22 protein-coding genes are annotated in these 18320 nt (G+C 38.9%); 19 read left to right on the forward strand and 3 right to left on the reverse strand.

The window, feature by feature from the left end:
* Positions 1-7: 7 nt before the first annotated feature.
* The 3 genes from VSAL_RS03975 to VSAL_RS03985 all read left to right on the forward strand — a co-directional run bounded on the left by VSAL_RS03975 (position 8) and on the right by VSAL_RS03985 (position 2971).
* Positions 8-331 (forward strand): PTS lactose/cellobiose transporter subunit IIA, encoded by a 324-nt coding sequence (locus VSAL_RS03975; RefSeq protein WP_012549512.1) that lies wholly within the window; start codon positions 8-10, stop codon positions 329-331.
* A gap of 69 nt (positions 332-400) precedes the next feature.
* A complete protein-coding gene (locus tag VSAL_RS03980; protein WP_012549513.1) occupies positions 401-1411 on the forward strand; it encodes a LacI family DNA-binding transcriptional regulator in 1011 nt (336 codons plus the stop codon).
* 282 nt (positions 1412-1693) lie between these two features.
* Positions 1694-2971, forward strand: coding sequence for a carbohydrate porin (locus VSAL_RS03985; RefSeq protein ID WP_012549514.1), 1278 nt, complete (start codon positions 1694-1696; stop codon positions 2969-2971).
* Between the two features lie 66 nt (positions 2972-3037).
* Here VSAL_RS03985 and VSAL_RS03990 read toward each other — a convergent pair whose 3' ends face one another.
* Together VSAL_RS03990 and VSAL_RS03995 are read right to left on the reverse strand one after the other, a co-directional pair.
* On the reverse strand, positions 3038-3346 hold the full coding sequence (locus tag VSAL_RS03990) for a DUF3301 domain-containing protein (protein WP_012549515.1): 309 nt from the start codon (positions 3344-3346) through the stop codon (positions 3038-3040).
* A 2-nt stretch (positions 3347-3348) separates the two neighbouring features.
* The gene (locus VSAL_RS03995) at positions 3349-4389 is read right to left on the reverse strand and encodes a DUF3549 family protein (RefSeq protein ID WP_012549516.1); all 1041 of its coding nucleotides are present in this window, start codon (positions 4387-4389) and stop codon (positions 3349-3351) included.
* Between the two features lie 102 nt (positions 4390-4491).
* Here VSAL_RS03995 and VSAL_RS04000 point away from each other — a divergent pair, with 102 nt between their 5' ends.
* The gene (locus VSAL_RS04000) at positions 4492-4812 is read left to right on the forward strand and encodes a YqcC family protein (protein WP_012549517.1); all 321 of its coding nucleotides are present in this window, start codon (positions 4492-4494) and stop codon (positions 4810-4812) included.
* A gap of 32 nt (positions 4813-4844) precedes the next feature.
* The gene (gene truC / locus VSAL_RS04005; protein ID WP_173362135.1) at positions 4845-5600 is read left to right on the forward strand and encodes a tRNA pseudouridine(65) synthase TruC; all 756 of its coding nucleotides are present in this window, start codon (positions 4845-4847) and stop codon (positions 5598-5600) included.
* 104 nt (positions 5601-5704) lie between these two features.
* Here truC and suhB read toward each other — a convergent pair whose 3' ends face one another.
* The gene (gene suhB, locus VSAL_RS04010; RefSeq protein WP_023603716.1) at positions 5705-6508 is read right to left on the reverse strand and encodes an inositol-1-monophosphatase; all 804 of its coding nucleotides are present in this window, start codon (positions 6506-6508) and stop codon (positions 5705-5707) included.
* Between the two features lie 208 nt (positions 6509-6716).
* On the opposite strand from suhB, the gene trmJ reads away from it, so the two are divergent.
* From trmJ to VSAL_RS04080, 14 genes are all read left to right on the forward strand, one after another.
* Positions 6717-7445, forward strand: a complete 729-nt coding sequence (trmJ, locus tag VSAL_RS04015; RefSeq protein ID WP_012549520.1) for a tRNA (cytosine(32)/uridine(32)-2'-O)-methyltransferase TrmJ — start codon at positions 6717-6719, stop codon at positions 7443-7445.
* A 105-nt stretch (positions 7446-7550) separates the two neighbouring features.
* Entirely contained in the window at positions 7551-8057 is a 507-nt protein-coding gene (iscR, locus tag VSAL_RS04020) for a Fe-S cluster assembly transcriptional regulator IscR (protein ID WP_012549521.1), read from the forward strand.
* Positions 8058-8088: 31 nt separating this feature from the next.
* Complete coding sequence (locus VSAL_RS04025; RefSeq protein WP_044583191.1) at positions 8089-9303, forward strand: IscS subfamily cysteine desulfurase; 1215 nt, start codon at positions 8089-8091, stop codon at positions 9301-9303.
* A 33-nt stretch (positions 9304-9336) separates the two neighbouring features.
* The gene (gene iscU, locus VSAL_RS04030) at positions 9337-9714 is read left to right on the forward strand and encodes a Fe-S cluster assembly scaffold IscU (RefSeq protein ID WP_012549523.1); all 378 of its coding nucleotides are present in this window, start codon (positions 9337-9339) and stop codon (positions 9712-9714) included.
* Between the two features lie 120 nt (positions 9715-9834).
* Positions 9835-10158: an iron-sulfur cluster assembly protein IscA gene (gene iscA / locus VSAL_RS04035; protein WP_012549524.1), complete on the forward strand. Its 324-nt coding sequence runs from the start codon at positions 9835-9837 to the stop codon at positions 10156-10158.
* A 15-nt stretch (positions 10159-10173) separates the two neighbouring features.
* Positions 10174-10689: a co-chaperone HscB gene (gene hscB, locus VSAL_RS04040; protein ID WP_012549525.1), complete on the forward strand. Its 516-nt coding sequence runs from the start codon at positions 10174-10176 to the stop codon at positions 10687-10689.
* A gap of 35 nt (positions 10690-10724) precedes the next feature.
* A complete protein-coding gene (gene hscA, locus VSAL_RS04045; RefSeq protein ID WP_012549526.1) occupies positions 10725-12578 on the forward strand; it encodes a Fe-S protein assembly chaperone HscA in 1854 nt (617 codons plus the stop codon).
* Positions 12579-12580: 2 nt separating this feature from the next.
* Positions 12581-12919, forward strand: a complete 339-nt coding sequence (gene fdx / locus VSAL_RS04050) for an ISC system 2Fe-2S type ferredoxin (RefSeq protein WP_012549527.1) — start codon at positions 12581-12583, stop codon at positions 12917-12919.
* Positions 12920-13047: 128 nt separating this feature from the next.
* Positions 13048-13248 carry a Fe-S cluster assembly protein IscX gene (iscX, locus tag VSAL_RS04055; protein WP_012549528.1) on the forward strand — a complete coding sequence of 67 codons (201 nt, stop codon included), beginning with the start codon at positions 13048-13050 and terminating at the stop codon, positions 13246-13248.
* Between the two features lie 237 nt (positions 13249-13485).
* Entirely contained in the window at positions 13486-14772 is a 1287-nt protein-coding gene (gene pepB, locus VSAL_RS04060; RefSeq protein WP_012549529.1) for an aminopeptidase PepB, read from the forward strand.
* An 88-nt stretch (positions 14773-14860) separates the two neighbouring features.
* The gene (ndk, locus tag VSAL_RS04065) at positions 14861-15295 is read left to right on the forward strand and encodes a nucleoside-diphosphate kinase (RefSeq protein WP_012549530.1); all 435 of its coding nucleotides are present in this window, start codon (positions 14861-14863) and stop codon (positions 15293-15295) included.
* 230 nt (positions 15296-15525) lie between these two features.
* Positions 15526-16677, forward strand: a complete 1152-nt coding sequence (locus VSAL_RS04070; protein ID WP_012549531.1) for a bifunctional tRNA (adenosine(37)-C2)-methyltransferase TrmG/ribosomal RNA large subunit methyltransferase RlmN — start codon at positions 15526-15528, stop codon at positions 16675-16677.
* On the forward strand, positions 16674-17435 hold the full coding sequence (gene pilW / locus VSAL_RS04075; RefSeq protein WP_012549532.1) for a type IV pilus biogenesis/stability protein PilW: 762 nt from the start codon (positions 16674-16676) through the stop codon (positions 17433-17435). Before VSAL_RS04070 ends, pilW begins: the two co-directional genes overlap by 4 nt.
* Complete coding sequence (locus VSAL_RS04080) at positions 17425-18315, forward strand: RodZ domain-containing protein (RefSeq protein WP_012549533.1); 891 nt, start codon at positions 17425-17427, stop codon at positions 18313-18315. The genes pilW and VSAL_RS04080 overlap by 11 nt, the downstream gene beginning before the upstream one ends.
* Positions 18316-18320 lie beyond the last annotated feature (5 nt).

Raw genomic sequence — 18320 nt, forward strand, 5'->3', positions numbered from 1 at the left:
TAAAGCGATGTTAGTCGGTGAAGAACTAGAAAGCACGGTAATGGAACTGATCATTAATGCTGGTGAATCAAAATCATGCGCAATGGAAGCACTTCGAGCTGCAAAATCGGGTGAATGGGATAAAGTTGATGAGTTATTAACACAATCAGCAGAAGCATCAAAAAGAGCTCATGATGTGCAAACGCAGTTAATTGGTCTTGATGAAGGGGAAGGTAAAGTTCCGGTAAATTTAATTATGGTGCATGCTCAAGATCATATAATGACTTCTATGCTTGCAAAAGAAATGATCCAAGAGTTGATTGAGATCCATCGAGTTTTGCAAAATAAATAATAAAGTGTATTTAGCGTAATAACTTAGCTATTATTACGCTAGTTCTTTTTGGGTGTATTTGGTGGGTGAATGGCAACAATTAATGATGTATGTAAGCTTGCTGGTGTTTCTAAAGCGACGGTTTCTCGAGTAATGAATGGGAAAGGGCCGGTAAAGGAAGAAACCAAAAAACTGATTTTTGATGCAATGGAAACATTGAACTATAAACCGAGCCTCGTCGCTCAAGCATTGGCAACAAATAGTTCAAATAGCATTGGTCTTATTGTCTCTTTCTTTGATGGTTATTATTTTGGTATTTTACTCAAAGAAGCAACAAGAATTGCAGAAGAATCAGGTAAGCAGTTAATTGTTACTGATGGTCATAACCAACTTGAAACCGAAATAGAAGCGATTAATTCATTAGTTGCTAGAAAGTGTGATGCTATTTTAATTTATAGCCGAACCATGACAGCGACTGATTATTGTAAGATCCAAGAAACACTGCCTATTCCTTTAGTTGTTATTAATAGAACATTACCTGATGGGTTAGGGCATGCTGTTGCTTTTGATCAATATGATGCAAGTCGAATGGCAATAGAGCATCTTATTGAATTAAAACATAAAAATATTGCAATTATTACAATTAGTTTGGCTTCAAGTACCGGACAAATAAGATTACAAGGCGCGAAAGAAACACTAGAAAAACATGGTGTACATTACGATGAGAGCTTAACCATCGTGAAGCATGGTAAGTTGGAAGATGGTTATCAAGCATGCAAAGAATTATTGAGTAAATCAGATAAAATTACCGCTATATTTTGTTTTAATGATCATTTAGCTCTAGGGGCAATAAAGGCATTAAAAGAAATGAACCTGCGAGTACCTGAAGATATTTCAATTGTAGGTATTGATAATGATGAGATATCCGCGTTCTTATCTCCTGCATTAACAACAATTAATGTTCCAATACAAGAAATAACACAACTAGCAATGAATAAAGCATTAGCGTTAATCTCGGATAAAGACATCAAACCAACAACCGAAGTATTAACTGGGGAACTTATTATTCGTGATTCTAGTATATATAATAAAAACAAGTAACTAATATAAATATCCGTACGTAGGTATTATTCGTTCGGATTTAACTATTCTGTTTAAAGCACAAAAATAAAATATATATAAATATAAAAGTCATGTGATTAACTTAATAGTTAACACTTTCTGTATTTGAATGTATTTGAATGTATTTGAATGTATTTGAATGTATTTGAATGTATTTAAGTAAGTGTTTAATAATTAAATAGAGAATAAATGAATAACTTTAATTAGTGCATTTTTGCATTGATTTGTTTTTTGCTGTCTAAATATTTAAAGGAATATAAAATGAAGTTATTACCTGTTGCTTTTGCTGTTACAGCTGCACTTTCTTCACCAATCATTTTGGCTGAAACAGAATTGCTAGATAATATTCAATTAGATGATCAACAACCCTTAGTTATTTCTCCGGAAACAGACATACCTGATGGTATTGTATTTTCAGGGTACGCTCGTTATGGTTTTCACTTTTCAGATGACACAGAGAAATACGTTTCTGCTGATGGTCAATTGATTGGAAATGCTACGGGTCGTTTAGGTTACGAAAGTAATGGGGGGGAATTTCAATTTGCTAAAGGATTCGTCTCTGATAATGGTACGATTTGGGATGTCGTTTTAATGTTAGAGCATTGGGGTGATGAAGTTGGTTTGAAAAAATTCTATGCGGGGGCGACGAATGTTTTTGAATCACAACCTAATGCTTATATTTGGGCTGGCCGAGATTTCCATAATCGTCCTCAAACAGGGTTAAATGATTACTTTTGGATGCAGAATGATGCTCAAGGTGCTGGTATTAAAAACCTTGAATTTGGCAGTGTAAAATTTGACATGGCAGCGGTTGCGCAAGTTGATGACAATGGCGGTACTGGTGATAGCGGAAATTATGCGATTACCTCTAAATTGCATGATATTAACCTGACAGATGCATTAGCATTATCACTGTATGCTAACTATGGTTTCTCTTCTAAAAATACAGAGACAGATAAAGATACGCAAACATGTACGGGCACTGGGCTGGATAAACAGTGCTATGTGGATGATATTGATTCATACCAATTAGCCATTCAACTTGATCATACTTATGGTGCAATGACGAATAAGTTTGTTACTCGTTATGGCAACAATGTCGATAATAATATCTTTAATAAAACGGAAGATCTAACTACGTTGCTTATGCAGTTAGAAGGTAAGTTGGTTATTAGTAATCAAACCAATATTGAATATTTAGCAGGTTATCAATCGTTAGAAGATAAAAATGCAAGTCAGGATGACCGAGCGAACTACAGTGCAATTGTCCGACCAACATATGCATGGAATAGTATTCATTCTACTTGGTTGGAAGCGGGTTATTCTGTGGTTGATTTTGATAATCAAAGTGGACAGAACGACGCGTGGAAAGTCACACTATCTCAAAATATCAGTTTTGATATGGACTCAGGAGCACGCCCAATGTTGAGATTCTATGCAACGGTTGGTGATTCAAATACTGAGGTAGATTTAACTCGCGGAGAAACCGGTAAGCAAGAGACATTTGCAGTGGGTGCAATGTGGGAGGCGTGGTGGTAATTATCATCGTATAACTTAAGCTCTTAAGTGGGTAGCATTGAGTTACTACCCACTTAACCGTTTGTATTAAAACTCACCATCAATACGATATGGAGGTAGATTAAATTTAGCGGCTTTAAATCCAACCATGATCAATTTCCCCGTATAGTGATCATCACCAATGGAAGAAAATTCAAATTCATACGTAGTATAAAGGCGCTTTTTTCCACTAGGTAGACGAAAACCATAAGAGCCTCTTGCGACACTTAATAGCTGTAATTCCATTTTTTTACAATAATGTTGAATTGCTTGGTTAGCAAATTCTGATTGTCTTCGTTGCTGCCAAAATAGAAAGCAAAAAAACGTTAAGCCGAGTATCGCAAAGAGATTCTCCATTTTTATTCACTCTTCGTATTTTGCTGTAGTTTGACTAATGCTTGAGCCAGTTGAGAGTCGGCATCACTGTGTAGAATTTGTAACATACACATACGTAATGTTGGTTGCATTACGAGATCGGCAAACAGTTGATTAAAGAGTTGCTGATCACCGGTTTGGGCCAAACGAAGTAAAAATTGATTCGCAATAGCAATGTCTTCTAATCCTCCCCAGCAACGCCCTGCAATTGCGACTAATACTTCAGGGTGGCTTAATCGTTCACTACGTAGAATTTGAGCTAATGCTTCAGAAAGGACCTTTTTAGGTGCGCCAGAAAGGGCGCGAATGTGGGCTGATAATAAAAATAAATCAGCAGCATCTGAGTCGCAAAGATCATTAATGATTTCAAGTTGTCTTTGAGCTAGTTTTTCTGGCAATTTAATGTGCTCTAAGCACCCTAGCGTTGCGTATAAAACTGTATTTGGTAGGTGGGTTAATGCGTTACGCAGTGCGACTGAGTTATTGTCTTTATTTAGATTTGCACATACATCAGCTAACCCTTGAACGCCAACCGATTGCCAATTAGTCCAACCATTATTGCCAGAAAGATAGGTTTTCGCCTGTTCGTAATATTGACTCATTGGCTGTTTTAAGTCAGCACGTAAGAGGCTATGAAACATCGCCATCTTGTTATCTTTAGGCTTAAACGTGTATGGATTGTTGGACAGATTTTGTTGTTGATCTTCATTTAACTCACTGCTTAGTGAGACTCCAATCGCTTCAATTACATACTTAATAAAATTACCTACATCAGCTTGTTGCAACAGACTGCGTTCATCTAGAGGTAGTTTTAAAAACCAAATCCAAGGTTGTTTTGTTTCATTCCAATAAGCGATAGCTAAGTGAGCATGACGTTGCAAAGGAAAAAGATAAGGTTGTTGTGCCGCTTCAATTGACTCAAATTGTTTACTGTCAATGCGTTGGACACGACGACCTAAATCATAAATAGCATACTCACAATTGGACTGTTGGATTAGTTGGCTAAGCGTATAAATCTGTTCCATGATATATCTTATTCAATGGTTAATGCTTCGATTATACCCAACCGTTGATAAGATGGTATCCTTTGTCATTAAAAGTATTAGAGAGTGCGAGAACAATCGGTTATGACAACTTCATTATCATTAACGGTGTTATTAAAGCAGTTAACTGAGCAATTACAGCATCATGGTCATTGGCAGACAGCAACTCCGTCTTTGTCTGCGTTGGCGAGTACAGAACCTTTTGCTATTGATACGTTATCTTCAACAGAGTGGTTGCAGTGGATTTTTATCCCTAAGATGTTTATTTTAATCGAAAATGGGCACCCATTACCGAAAGGATTCTCTATCGCGCCTTATATCGAAGAAGCATTGAAAAATCAAAAAGGAACTACTGAGATCATCGGTATTTGCCAGAATATTGATAAGTTAGGTAAGATTTTGTGAACATTAATAAACACAATATAAACACTGAAGCGTTGAGCGAAAATGAAGAAAAACCAAAGCCGATTGAATTAGAGATCGTGTATCGTGATGACGATTTGATAGCCATTAATAAACCGGCAGGAATGCTTGTTCACCGCTCGTGGCTTGATAAACATGAAACCGTATTTGCGATGCAAACATTACGAGATCAAATTGGCCAACATGTTTTTCCATTACACCGCTTAGATAGACCTACATCTGGCATTTTGTTTTTTGCGTTATCAAGCGCGGTGGCTGCTCAATTTTCACCGTTATTTGCAAGTCGAGAAATTAAAAAAACGTATCATGCTATTGTGCGTGGCTGGATAGAAGAGGGGGATATTCTTGATTACCCACTTAAAGAACAATTAGATAAAATTGCGGATAAAAAGGCGTCAAAAGACGTTGAGGCAAAAGAAGCAATAACGGAATATAAACCCTTGGCTAACGTTGAATTACCCTATTCAACAGGTAAATTCCCAACCAGTCGATATTGCTTGATGGAATTAAAGCCGCATACAGGCAGAAAACATCAGCTACGTCGTCACATGGCGCATTTACGCCACCCAATTGTTGGGGATACGACTCATGGCGATAGCAAACATAATCGATTATTTCAAAATAATTTAGATAGTCACCGTTTATTATTACACGCGTCTGAATTGAGTTTCATTCATCCGAGCACGAATAAGCATGTTGTAATAAAAGCGAGTGTTGGTGAAAAGTGGAATAAACTAATGGCTGATTTTGGGTGGGAAATTGAGTTGTGATCGATCATCAATAACATCGAGATAATAAAAAAGGGAAGTGAATTAATTCACTTCCCTTTTTTTAATTCAATTTTCAATCAATGACAATTATGTCGTCAACGCGTCTATTTAGTAAGAGCTTCGCTGCCGTTGTCACGGATTTTTTTAAGCATAGACTTAACCATACGTGGGCTACCAGCAACTAGGTTACCTGTTTTCATGTAGTCAGTATTGCCAGTGAAGTCAGTACAGATAACGCCAGATTCACGAGCGATTAGGTCTGCTGCTGAGATTTCCCAAGGCTTAAGACCTAGAGCGAAGAAACCATCAATACGAGCTGCTGCTAAATAACATAAATCTAGAGAAGGGCAACCAGAACTGCGGATATCAGAACATTCAACAAACATTGCGCCTAGGATTTTTGTGTAGCTTTCAGCGTGTTGTTTTTGACGGTAAGGAAGACCTGTTGCAAGAATGGTTTCATTCATGTCTTTTAATTCTTGCACACGCATACGTTGGTTGTTGCGTTGAGCACCAGAACCACGTTGAGCTGTGAATAATTCATTACGGATTGGATCGTATACACAAGCAACTTCTGTGCGACCTTTAATGCGAACCGCAATAGAGATAGCGAAGTGTGGGATACCTTTAACGAAGTTAGTAGTGCCATCTAATGGGTCAATGATCCATTGAACGTCAGCGTCTCTGCCTTCGATTAGGCCAGACTCTTCAGAAATGATGCTGTGATCAGGGTAAGATTTCTTGATCATATCAACAAGCATATATTGAGCATCGTTTTCGATGTTCGTAATAAACTCATTATTGCCTTTTTTTGTTGTTTCAATTTTGTCAGTTTGCTCAAAAGATTTAGCAACAAAGTCACCGGCTTTACGCGCAGTACGTATAGCAATATTTAGCATTGGATGCATAGTTATATCCCAAAAGATGTTAAAGAACAGAAATCGGCCGCGAGTATACATAAATTAATAATTAAAAGGAAGCGTTTATTTTTTGTTCAGTTAGTGTCTTTATTATGAAAAAAGCGATTACAGGTTAAAATCTCTGGTATATAAAGAAGAAAGGGATATTGCTTTATGGTAGTATCCGGCGGCTCTTTTCATCATATGGAAAAATAACATGTTAGATAGAATTCGTATTGTCCTTGTTGGTACTAGCCATTCAGGAAACATTGGGTCAGCGGCTCGTGCCATGAAAGTAATGGGCTTAACTAATATGGTATTAGTTGCGCCTGAATGTGAAGTTGATGGTCAAGCCATCGCATTAGCTGCCGGTGCAAGTGATATTGCGAATCGAGCGCGTATTGTTAGTACATTAGATGAAGCTATCTCTGATTGTGGTTTAGTTATTGGTTCAAGTGCTCGTTCAAGAACACTCGAATGGCCAATGTTAGAACCAAGAGAAGCGGGCGTCAAAGCAATAGAAGAAGCGCCGTCTCATCCTATTGCGTTTGTATTTGGTCGAGAAAGAGTTGGATTAACCAATGAAGAATTACAGAAATGTCATTTTCATGTATGTATTCCAGCAAATCCTGAATACAGCTCATTAAATTTAGCCATGGCAGTGCAAACAATTAGTTATGAAGCGCGTGTTGCTTGGTTAGATAGTCAGGCGTATAAAGGTGAATCTAAAGAAGCGGAATATCCTTTAAATAACGAATTAGAATTATTCTATGAGCACCTTGAAAAAGTGATGATGGATACCGACTTTATTAATAAGGCTCATCCAGGACAAGTAATGAATAAGATGCGCCGCATGTTTAATCGTGCTCGTCCTGAGATTCATGAATTACGTACATTACGCGGTATATTAACTGCGGTAGAAAGAAGCTCAAATATTAAAAAATAGATGCAATCAGAATACTTGACTAAAATAGTAGGATAAATACTTGACCAAAATGGTCAGGTATGGGAAACTTCATTCCATACGAATAGTGTGGGTATGAGGTAACTTATGAAATTAACTTCGAAAGGAAGGTATGCAGTAACGGCAATGCTTGATGTTGCACTGCATGCTCAAGAAGGGCCTGTGCCACTTGCCGATATATCGGAACGACAGGGAATTTCATTATCTTATCTTGAACAATTATTCTCTAAATTACGCAAAGCTGGTTTAGTTGCTAGTGTTCGAGGTCCAGGTGGTGGTTATCGCTTAGGATTAAAACCAGATGAAATTGCGGTTGGAATGGTTATTTCGGCGGTTGATGAATCGGTTGATGCAACTAAGTGCCATGGTAAAGAAGGTTGTCAAGGTGGCACGCGTTGTTTAACGCACACATTGTGGCGTGATTTAAGTTCACGTATCAGTAGCTTCTTAGATGGTATAAGCCTTGGTGAGTTGATGGTTGATAATGAAGTTCAACAAGTATCAGATCGACAAAACATCGATGCAGCCTTAAATAATGGGTTAGTAACGAATTCAAAATTAACAAATTCTGTGGGTGTTAATGTCCGCTTTTGACGGTCAAACGTCTGTATTCTCGGAGATGAAAATGAAACTGCCAATTTACTTTGATTATTCGGCGACTTGTCCTGTTGATAAGCGCGTAGCCGATAAAATGGTTCAACATATGACTATGGATGGATGCTTTGGTAACCCAGCATCACGTTCACACCGTTACGGATGGCAGGCTGAAGAAGCAGTAGATACTGCTCGTGACAATATTGCTGCTTTATTAAATGCCGATCCACGTGAGATCGTATTTACATCAGGCGCTACAGAATCAGATAACCTTGCAATTAAAGGTGCTGCGCATTTCTATCATAAGAAAGGTAAGCACGTAATTACATGTAAAACTGAGCATAAAGCGGTTCTTGATCCATGTCGTCAACTTGAGCGCGAAGGCTATGAAGTGACGTACTTAGATCCAGAATCAAATGGTTTGGTTGATTTCGCTAAATTAGAAGCAGCAATGCGTGAAGACACGGTTCTTGTTTCTATTATGCACGTAAATAATGAAATTGGTGTGATTCAAGATATCACGGCAATCGGTGAACTTTGTCGTTCACGTAAAATTGTTTTCCATGTAGATGCGGCGCAATCAGCGGGTAAAATCCCACTTGATGTACAAGAAGTGAAAGTAGATTTAATCTCACTTTCTGCTCATAAAATGTATGGCCCTAAAGGCATTGGTGCATTGTACGTTCGTCGTAAACCACGTATTCGTTTAGAAGCACAAATGCACGGTGGTGGCCACGAACGAGGTTTCCGTTCTGGTACATTAGCAACTCACCAAATTGTTGGTATGGGTGAAGCCTGTCGTATTGCAAAAGAAGAGATGCAAAAAGATTACGACCATTGCCTAGCAATGCGTGATCGTCTTCTTGATGGTGTTAAAGATATGGAAGCGGTACACATTAATGGTGATTTAGACCAACGTGTACCACATAACTTAAACATCAGCTTTGAGTTTGTTGAAGGTGAATCATTGCTAATGGCATTGAAAGATCTTGCTGTTTCTTCTGGTTCAGCATGTACTTCAGCGAGTCTTGAACCATCGTATGTATTGCGTGCATTAGGCTTGAATGATGAATTAGCACACAGTTCAATTCGTTTCTCTTTTGGTCGTTATACAACGGCAGAAGACATTGATCATGCAATTACACAAATTAGCCAGGCAGTAAATAAACTGCGTGATATGTCTCCGTTATGGGATATGTACAAAGAAGGCATCGACTTAAACACGGTTGAGTGGGCACACCACTAAACACGGACGTTTCAGAATTTAGAGGTATTTATCATGGCTTATAGCGAAAAAGTAATCGATCACTACGAAAACCCACGTAACGTAGGTTCATTTGAAAAAGATGATCCATCAGTTGGTAGCGGCATGGTTGGTGCTCCAGCGTGTGGTGACGTAATGAAATTGCAAATCAAAGTGTCTCCAGAAGGCATTATTGAAGATGCAAAATTCAAAACATACGGTTGCGGTTCTGCAATTGCGTCAAGCTCATTAGTAACTGAATGGGTTAAAGGTAAAACTCTTGACGAAGCTGCTGCATTGAAAAATGCTGAAATTGCAGAAGAGCTAGAATTACCACCAGTAAAAGTTCACTGTTCAATCTTAGCGGAAGATGCAATTAAAGCAGCGGTACTTGATTACCGTAATAAGCACTAAGATTAAGCAATCTAATAAAGCGTTTTGTTTGTAATATAGTAAAGCGCTTTGTTATCTAAGTAGGTCATTATTAGTTAATGACATCCATGACCACAAAACAAATATAGTAAAGGTTGTAGTATGGCCATTTCAGTAACCGAAGCAGCAGCAAGCCGTGTTCAAACATTTCTTGAAAACCGAGGAAAAGGCATTGGTCTACGTTTAGGCGTAAGAACCTCTGGTTGCTCTGGTATGGCGTATATTCTTGAGTTTGTTGATGATCTAAATGAAGAAGACGAAGTCTTTGAAAAGTTTGGTGTAAAAATCATCATCGATCCAAAAAGTTTAGCTTATATGGATGGCACTGAATTAGACTTTGCCAAAGAAGGTCTAAATGAAGGCTTCAAGTTCAACAACCCTAACGTAAAAAGTGAATGTGGGTGTGGTGAAAGCTTCAACGTATAGAGCATAACGTTAACTATGAATCATTTTGAATTATTTGGGCTACCAAACCAGTTTGAACTGGATGGTGGCCTTCTTTCTGCTCAGTTCCTTGAATTGCAGAAACGATTCCACCCCGACAATTTCGCGACCTCTTCAGAGCGTGACCGCTTGCTTTCCGTTCAAAAAGCGGCACAAATCAACGACGCTTATCAAACGCTTAAAAATCCAGTCACTCGTGCAGAGTATATATTATCAGAGCAAGGACATGACATTCGTGGTGAACAAACCACAATGCAAGATCCTATGTTTCTAATGCAACAGATGGAGTTACGAGAAGATCTCGAAGACTTGCTATCAAGTTCAGATCCTGAAAGTGCACTGTTTGATTTTTCAGAAAATGTTTCTGCAATGCGTAAAACTCAATTAGCTGAATTAAAGCAGCAATTAGAATCAGAGTTATGGCAAGAAGCGGCACAAAGCGTTCGTAAACTTAAGTTTATTGATAAGCTAAACCAAGAAGTCGAAAAGTTAGAAGATAAATTATTAGGTTAATCTTTGTTAGATTAACTAAGTGAAGGATATTACCGATGGCATTTCTACAAATTTCTGAACCTGGACAAAGTGCTGCACCGCATCAACATAAGTTAGCGGTTGGCATTGATTTAGGAACCACTAACTCGCTGGTAGCCTCTGTTAGAAGTGGTGAAGCGAATACATTGCCTGATATGAAAGGTAACGTGATTCTTCCATCTGTAGTGCAATATCAAGATGATAAAATTTGTGTAGGTGCTAATGCTTACCAATCGGCTGCTTCTGATCCTCAAAATACCATTATTTCAGTAAAGCGTTTAATGGGTCGTTCATTGAAAGACATTCAGACTCGTTATCCTGATTTACCGTATCAATTTACGGAAAGCGATAATGGGTTACCTGTTATCCATACTACTCAGGGTGATGTTAACCCAATTCAAGTTTCTGCTGAAATTTTAAAATCATTATCCAATCGCGCAGAAGTCACTTTAGGTGGCAGTCTTGAAGGTGTCGTAATTACGGTTCCTGCCTATTTTGACGATGCTCAACGAGCAGGAACAAAAGACGCAGCAACACTTGCGGGTTTAAATGTTCTACGTTTATTAAATGAACCAACGGCCGCAGCGATTGCTTATGGTCTTGATTCTGGTCAAGAAGGTATTATTGCGGTTTATGACCTTGGTGGTGGTACGTTTGATATTTCAATATTACGTTTATCAAAAGGCGTATTTGAAGTACTAGCTACAGGGGGCGACTCAGCACTCGGTGGTGATGATTTTGACCATGTACTATCCCAATGGATTAAAGATCAAGCAGAAATTACGACGGCACTTTCTAATCAAGAACAACGTGAGCTTTTGACATTAGCAACAGAAACCAAAGTAGCATTGTCAGATGCCGATTCAGTCACGGTTTCTTTTAAAGAATGGTCAGGCACGATTACGGCTGATATCTTTAATCAATTAATTCAATCATTAGTAAAGAAAACACTAATGGCGTGCCGCCGTGCTCTTAAAGATGCCGATATTAGTTCTGAAGACGTAATGGAAGTGGTCATGGTTGGTGGTTCAACAAGAACTCCTATCGTTCGACGTTCTGTTGGTGATTATTTTGCTAAAACACCATTAACCAGTATCGATCCTGATCAAGTGGTTGCTATTGGCGCAGCCATTCAAGCGGATATTTTAGTGGGAAATAAACCAGACACAGAAATGTTATTACTCGATGTAATTCCACTGTCTCTGGGTATTGAAACCATGGGGGGATTAGTTGAAAAAATTATCCCTCGTAATACCACGATCCCAGTAGCTAAAGCACAAGAATTTACGACTTTTAAAGACGGTCAAACAGGCATGATGGTTCATGTTGTTCAAGGTGAGCGTGAAATGGTAGAAGATGGGCGCTCATTAGCGCGCTTCTCATTGAAAGGCATTCCTCCAATGACCGCTGGTGCTGCACATATTCGAGTGACTTACCAAGTGGATGCCGATGGTCTTTTATCTGTTACGGCAATGGAAAAAAGCACCGGTGTTCAATCTCATATTCAAGTTAAGCCATCTTATGGCTTGAGTGATAATGAAGTCGCTACAATGTTAAAAGATTCTATGACCTATGCAAAAGATGATATGAAAGCACGAGCACTGGCTGAGCAACAAGTTGAGGCCGATCGTGTTATCGAAGGATTAGTCGTAGCGTTAAATAACGATGGTGATGCATTGTTATCGAAAGAAGAACAAACAGTAATATTACAAGCAGTTGAAGCGTTAATTACGGTACGTAAAGGTACTGATACGCAAGCAATTGAAGACGGAATTAAACACGCTGATGAAGCAAGCCAAGAGTTTGCAGCGCGTCGAATGGATGCCTCTATTCGTGCCGCATTAGCTGGTCAATCTATTGATGAGGTATAGAAATGCCAAAGATAATTGTTCTACCACACAGTGAATTATGTCCTGACGGCGCAGTGCTTGAAGCGAATGAAGGCGATACCGTTTTAGATGTTGCATTAAAAAATGGTATTGCTATTGAGCATGCATGTGAAAAATCATGTGCCTGTACAACGTGCCACATTGTTATTCGTGAAGGGTTTGATTCATTAGAAGAAAGTGATGAGCTTGAAGATGACATGCTAGATAAAGCATGGGGTCTAGAGCCTGAATCTCGTTTAGGTTGCCAAGCAAGAATGGCAAAACAAGATTTAGTGGTAGAAATTCCAAAATATACACTAAACTTAGCATCAGAAGAGCATTAATTTTAACGAATTAATTAGCCTCTTCTAAAAAGGTAAGGGATGAGATGTGAGTAATAGCTTACCCCTCAGAACTTACCTTTTTTTATATTAGTAAGTTAATGGTATCAACATAATTTAAGGATGTGATTATGAGCTTAAAATGGATAGATTCTCAAGATATTGCGATTGAATTAGTAGAAAAATACCCAGAAGTTGACCCTAAAACGGTTCGCTTTACGGATTTACTTGAGTGGATATTGGAATTGGATGATTTTGATGACGATCCAAAGCACTCTGGAGAGAAGGTATTAGAAGCTATCATTCTTTGTTGGATGGATGAGTGGGATTAGTCTTAATGAAGGATCTCGTCTGAAATGTATGAAATATCAGCAATTGGTTGGCTCCATCTCTTAGAATTAACCTAAGTTCCTTGAATCACGGGTTTAAAGTAGGCAAATTGACTTAAAAATCGAACGTTCTGTTCGTTTAACCGAATACAAAAATGCAATAAAAATCAATGGCAAGTTGAATTGGTATGATCATGACTTATTGTTGAGTGGTGTTGCGTTTTATAAAGGAGATACATGATGTCACAGAAGATGACAGTACAACTTTCAAATACAAAAGCTCTTGCTCATTGGGGGAATAACGCACTGCTTTCATTTACCACAGAAGGCGCCGTCATTCATAATACTGACAATGATGTATACAGTACGGTTCAACGTGCTGCACGAAAGTTAAATACTCAAGGTATTGTTGATGTAGCTTTGGATGGCGCGTCATGGGATCTCGAATCTATTTGGTCTTTTATTCAAGGCTTCCGTGGTTCGAAAAGTAATAATGATATCGCTTGGAACTCACTCTCAGATCATGACGAAAAAGAATTAAATGCACGTATTTTAACGACCAACTGGACCCGTGACATTATTAATAAAACGGCAGAAGAAGTTGCCCCACGCCAGTTGGCGAGTATGGCTGCCGAATTCATTAAATCAGTTGCTCCGGAAGGAACGGTAAAAGCTAAAATTGTAAAAGATAAAGATCTTTTAACGGAAGGATGGACGGGAACATATGCCGTTGGTCGTGGTTCAGAACGTACGTCTGCGATGCTGCAATTAGACTACAACCCAACGGGTGATGAAAATACGCCTGTATACGCTTGTCTTGTAGGTAAAGGCATTACGTTTGATTCTGGTGGTTACAGCATTAAACCTTCAGGTGGCATGGCATCAATGAAGGCTGACATGGGCGGAGCTGCGCTTGTTACTGCAGGTCTTGCAATGTCGATTCTTCGTGGTTTAGATAAGCGCGTTAAGCTAATTCTATGTTGTGCTGAAAATATGATTTCAGGCCGAGCTTTAAAACTGGGTGATATCATTACCTATAAAAATGGCAAAACAGTTGAGATTTTGAATACAGATGCAGAAGGACGTTTAGTCTTAGCGGATGGCCTTCAATTTGCTTCTGAGCAAACCCCCGAATTAATTATCGATTGTGCAACGCTAACGGGATCCGCTAAAATGGCGGTTGGTAATGATTTTCATTCATTATTGAGTTTTGATGAAAAGTTAAGCCAGCAAGCATTAATTTCAGCTCAAGAAGAGAACGAAGGTTTATGGCGTTTGCCGTTAATGGAATTTCATCGTGAGATGTTGCCTTCTAATTTTGCTGATTTAGCGAATATTGGTTCTGGAGCCTATTCACCAGGCGCAAGTACGGCCGCGGGTTTTCTTTCTTATTTTGTTGATGATTATAAGAAAGGCTGGTTGCATATGGATTGCTCTGCAACTTACCGAACCGCTCCCTCAGACAAGTGGTCTGCAGGGGCAACGGGTGTCGGTGTAAGAACATTAGCGAACATTCTTACAAAATAAATAAGAAAAGATCGGGCAATAGACTCGGTCTTTTTTCTAATAATTATAATAGCTTTTAAGAAGTAAAAGAAACTTGAAGGAAAGTAGAATGACAATAGAACGTACTTTTTCAATTGTAAAACCAGATGCGGTTAAGCGTAATTTAATCGGTGCTATTTACCGTCGTATTGAAAAAACGGGTATGCAAGTTGTAGCCGCTAAAATGCTCTCTCTAACAAAAGAACAGGCTCAAGGTTTTTATGCCGAGCATGAAGGCAAAGAATTTTTTGATGCACTCGTTGAGTACATGACATCAGGCCCTGTTATGGTTCAAGTGCTTGAAGGTGAAAGTGTTATTACTCGCTACCGTGAATTGATGGGAAAAACAAATCCAGATGAAGCGGCCTGTGGTAGCTTGCGTTCTGATTATGCGATCAGCATGCGTTATAACTCTGTGCATGGTTCGGACAGTCCTGAATCAGCCGCTCGTGAGATTGCTTATTTCTTTGTTGAAGATGAAATTTGCCCACGCCCTGCTGAGTAAATTGAACTAAGAGTTTAGAATGTTTGCAGGCTCCCTGAAGATTCAGAGGAGCTTGTATTTACTGTAATATGAATACCCTAGATAACAGAACGATAAATACGATAACCTTTTTATTGTTAAATGAACTCCCTCCTAACGGCTCTCGTGCCTGAAACTCTAGTAATATCTTCTCAAAGCTTGTACAATTCTGCGCCCATATTAGCGGTGATGTTATTTATCAGAGAGGCAACATGACTACAACTAAAACCAATCTACTGGACTTTGATCGTAAAGGACTTCGAGCATTTTTTTCTGAGGAATTAGGAGAGAAAGCCTTCCGAGCAGATCAAATCATGAAGTGGATGTATCACTTTGGTTGTGATGACTTCGATCAAATGAACAACATCAACAAAAAGCTTCGTGAAAAGCTAAAGCAGAAATGTGAAATTCGAGCACCCTACGTATCTGAAGCTCAGCATTCAGTTGATGGCACCATCAAATGGGCGATGAAAGTAGGCGATCAAGATGTTGAGACGGTTTATATCCCTGATGGCGATCGCGCAACCTTATGCGTATCTTCTCAAGTGGGCTGTGCACTTGCTTGTACATTCTGCTCAACAGCACAACAAGGCTTTAACCGTAACCTTAAAGTTTCTGAAATTGTCGGTCAAATTTGGCGTGCCGCTCGTGAAATTGGTTTAGAAAAAGAAACGGGTCGCCGTCCAATTACGAATGTCGTAATGATGGGCATGGGTGAACCATTGCTTAATATGAAAAATCTAATGCCATCATTAGATATCATGCTTGATGATCTAGGTTTTGGTTTGTCTAAACGTCGTGTCACTGTATCTACATCAGGTGTTGTTTCTGGCTTAGAACAAATGATCGGCAAAGTTGATGTCGCTTTAGCTATTTCTCTTCATGCACCTACGGATAAATTGCGCAGTGAGATCATGCCAATTAATGATCGTTGGAATATTGAAGCGTTTTTAGCGTGTGTTCGTGAATACATTGCATCATCAAATGCTAACCGTGGCCGTGTAACGGTAGAGTATGTACTTTTAGATCATATAAATGACGATATGGATCATGCAAGACAACTCGCAGAATTGCTAAAAGATACCCCGGCAAAGATTAATTTGATTCCATTTAACCCATATCCTGGGTCACCATACAAAAAGCCAAGTAATTCACGTATCGATCGATTCATGAAAACATTGATGGAATACGATTTTACGGTAACGGTTCGTAGAACTCGTGGTGATGATATTGATGCCGCTTGTGGTCAATTGGTCGGTGATGTAATCGATAGAACTAAACGCACTCAAGTTAAACAGCAAGGTGAGGCTATCCCTGTAAAACTGTTTAATCTTGATGTATTACAGCAAGGGAAAGCAGAATGATAAAATGGAGTGCAGCATGGTTAGCAATTGGATTGTTAACCAGTGCCGGTTGTGTCACGGTTAATGAAGCCGATGAGATGACCGACGATGAGATAATTCGAGCTTCCGAAGCTCGAATTACTCTCGGATTAGGTTACTTAAATGCGGGCAATATGATGAAGGCCCGTGAGAATTTGGAACTGGCTGCACAATATGCTCCTGACTACTACCGCTCTCAAACTTCCCTCGCTTATTATTATCAACAAGTAGAAGAAAATGAATTAGCTGAAAAGGCTTACAAACGAGCATTACGTTATTCATCAAAAAATGGTAATGTATTAAACGACTACGGGGTTTTTCTCTGTAGAAAAGGCCGTTATGAGGAAGCACAGCAAAAGTTTACTCTGGCAATTGAACAACCTTATTACTATTTAGTGTCAGCAAGCTATGAAAATGCAGCGATGTGCGCCCTAAGTAGTGGAGATAACGTAACAGCAAAAACGTATTTTGAGCGTTCACTCGCTCACGATCCCCATCGAGTTCGTTCCACCCTTCAATTGGCTAAATTGAATATTGATGAAGGCAACTATTCAGAACCGAGGATTTCGCTGTTTAAATTTAATAAGAAGTACGGATATAAACCCGTTAGCCTAAGCTTACTCATAGAATTAGAAAAAAAAGCAGGCAATGCACATTTGGTTACTAAATATGCAAACATTTTGGGACAAAAATATCCGGACTCCAAAGAATATCAGACCTATATAAATCATGACTATTGAACATACAGAAGACAACATTGAAACCATTATCGCTCCAGGGCAGTTGTTAAAAAACGCTCGTGAAGCATCAAATCTAACGTTAGAAGATATTTCAGCGCGCTTACGACTGCGTGTAGAAGTTCTCGAGCAGATAGAAGCTGATCAGTTTGATATGGGAAAACTTGCCACATTTACTCGTGGTTATTATCGCTCATATGCAAAAGCCGTTAATGTTCCAGAAATGGCGGTATTGAATGGGTTGGATATACTGGGTAAAGCGCAAATTGAAGAACACGATATGCAAAGTTTTTCTCGTAAAACAAAAAGAGAAAAACACGATAACCGTATTATGAAGCTAACATGGGTTATTTTTGCGCTTATTCTAAGTATGTCTGTACTGTGGTGGTGGCAAGAACAAGCTCAATTTGAAACCGCAGAGGCAACGTCTCATGTTGAAGAGATAAATAAAGAAGAAGCGGTTATTGTCGATGAGTTAGCTGATAGCTCAACAGAAAGTGCAGTGGCACTTGATGACGGAATTGATACATTAGAGAGTTCTGATACAGTGGCAGCCCCTTTAGCTGAAATAACCGTTACTGATGAAGCGACTGATTCTGTTGAAACGCCGACAGTATCAGAGCAAGCACAAGAAGCAATTATTACTGATGATGTTGTGATTACATTTAATAGTGATTGTTGGCTTCAAGTGAAAGACGCCGCAAACAATCGTTTGTATTCAGGTGTTAAGAAATCAAATCAAACATTAAAACTAACAGGCAAAGCGCCTTATGAGTTGGTGATTGGCGCTCCAAATGCGGTCACATTAAGCTACAAAGGCAAACCTGTTAATTTATCTGCATATCCTGCCGGTAAAGTTGCACGACTAACTTTACCTCAATAATGAGT

Source organism: Aliivibrio salmonicida LFI1238, assembly GCF_000196495.1.
GTDB lineage: Bacteria > Pseudomonadota > Gammaproteobacteria > Enterobacterales > Vibrionaceae > Aliivibrio > Aliivibrio salmonicida.

What these genes read in the sequence shown, in the direction of transcription:
- VSAL_RS04025 (WP_044583191.1), top strand. Translation starts at nt 8,089, where the DNA reads ATGAAACTGCCAATTTACTTTGATTATTCGGCGACTTGTCCTGTTGAT.
- VSAL_RS03980 (WP_012549513.1), top strand. Translation starts at nt 401, where the DNA reads ATGGCAACAATTAATGATGTATGTAAGCTTGCTGGTGTTTCTAAAGCG.
- VSAL_RS03990 (WP_012549515.1), bottom strand. Translation starts at nt 3,346, where the DNA reads ATGGAGAATCTCTTTGCGATACTCGGCTTAACGTTTTTTTGCTTTCTA.
- suhB (WP_023603716.1), bottom strand. Translation starts at nt 6,508, where the DNA reads ATGCATCCAATGCTAAATATTGCTATACGTACTGCGCGTAAAGCCGGT.
- VSAL_RS03985 (WP_012549514.1), top strand. Translation starts at nt 1,694, where the DNA reads ATGAAGTTATTACCTGTTGCTTTTGCTGTTACAGCTGCACTTTCTTCA.
- VSAL_RS04070 (WP_012549531.1), top strand. Translation starts at nt 15,526, where the DNA reads ATGACTACAACTAAAACCAATCTACTGGACTTTGATCGTAAAGGACTT.
- ndk (WP_012549530.1), top strand. Translation starts at nt 14,861, where the DNA reads ATGACAATAGAACGTACTTTTTCAATTGTAAAACCAGATGCGGTTAAG.
- pilW (WP_012549532.1), top strand. Translation starts at nt 16,674, where the DNA reads ATGATAAAATGGAGTGCAGCATGGTTAGCAATTGGATTGTTAACCAGT.
- iscA (WP_012549524.1), top strand. Translation starts at nt 9,835, where the DNA reads ATGGCCATTTCAGTAACCGAAGCAGCAGCAAGCCGTGTTCAAACATTT.
- VSAL_RS03995 (WP_012549516.1), bottom strand. Translation starts at nt 4,389, where the DNA reads ATGGAACAGATTTATACGCTTAGCCAACTAATCCAACAGTCCAATTGT.
- VSAL_RS04000 (WP_012549517.1), top strand. Translation starts at nt 4,492, where the DNA reads ATGACAACTTCATTATCATTAACGGTGTTATTAAAGCAGTTAACTGAG.
- trmJ (WP_012549520.1), top strand. Translation starts at nt 6,717, where the DNA reads ATGTTAGATAGAATTCGTATTGTCCTTGTTGGTACTAGCCATTCAGGA.
- iscU (WP_012549523.1), top strand. Translation starts at nt 9,337, where the DNA reads ATGGCTTATAGCGAAAAAGTAATCGATCACTACGAAAACCCACGTAAC.
- iscX (WP_012549528.1), top strand. Translation starts at nt 13,048, where the DNA reads ATGAGCTTAAAATGGATAGATTCTCAAGATATTGCGATTGAATTAGTA.
- VSAL_RS03975 (WP_012549512.1), top strand. Translation starts at nt 8, where the DNA reads ATGTTAGTCGGTGAAGAACTAGAAAGCACGGTAATGGAACTGATCATT.
- pepB (WP_012549529.1), top strand. Translation starts at nt 13,486, where the DNA reads ATGTCACAGAAGATGACAGTACAACTTTCAAATACAAAAGCTCTTGCT.
- hscA (WP_012549526.1), top strand. Translation starts at nt 10,725, where the DNA reads ATGGCATTTCTACAAATTTCTGAACCTGGACAAAGTGCTGCACCGCAT.
- fdx (WP_012549527.1), top strand. Translation starts at nt 12,581, where the DNA reads ATGCCAAAGATAATTGTTCTACCACACAGTGAATTATGTCCTGACGGC.
- iscR (WP_012549521.1), top strand. Translation starts at nt 7,551, where the DNA reads ATGAAATTAACTTCGAAAGGAAGGTATGCAGTAACGGCAATGCTTGAT.
- VSAL_RS04080 (WP_012549533.1), top strand. Translation starts at nt 17,425, where the DNA reads ATGACTATTGAACATACAGAAGACAACATTGAAACCATTATCGCTCCA.
- hscB (WP_012549525.1), top strand. Translation starts at nt 10,174, where the DNA reads ATGAATCATTTTGAATTATTTGGGCTACCAAACCAGTTTGAACTGGAT.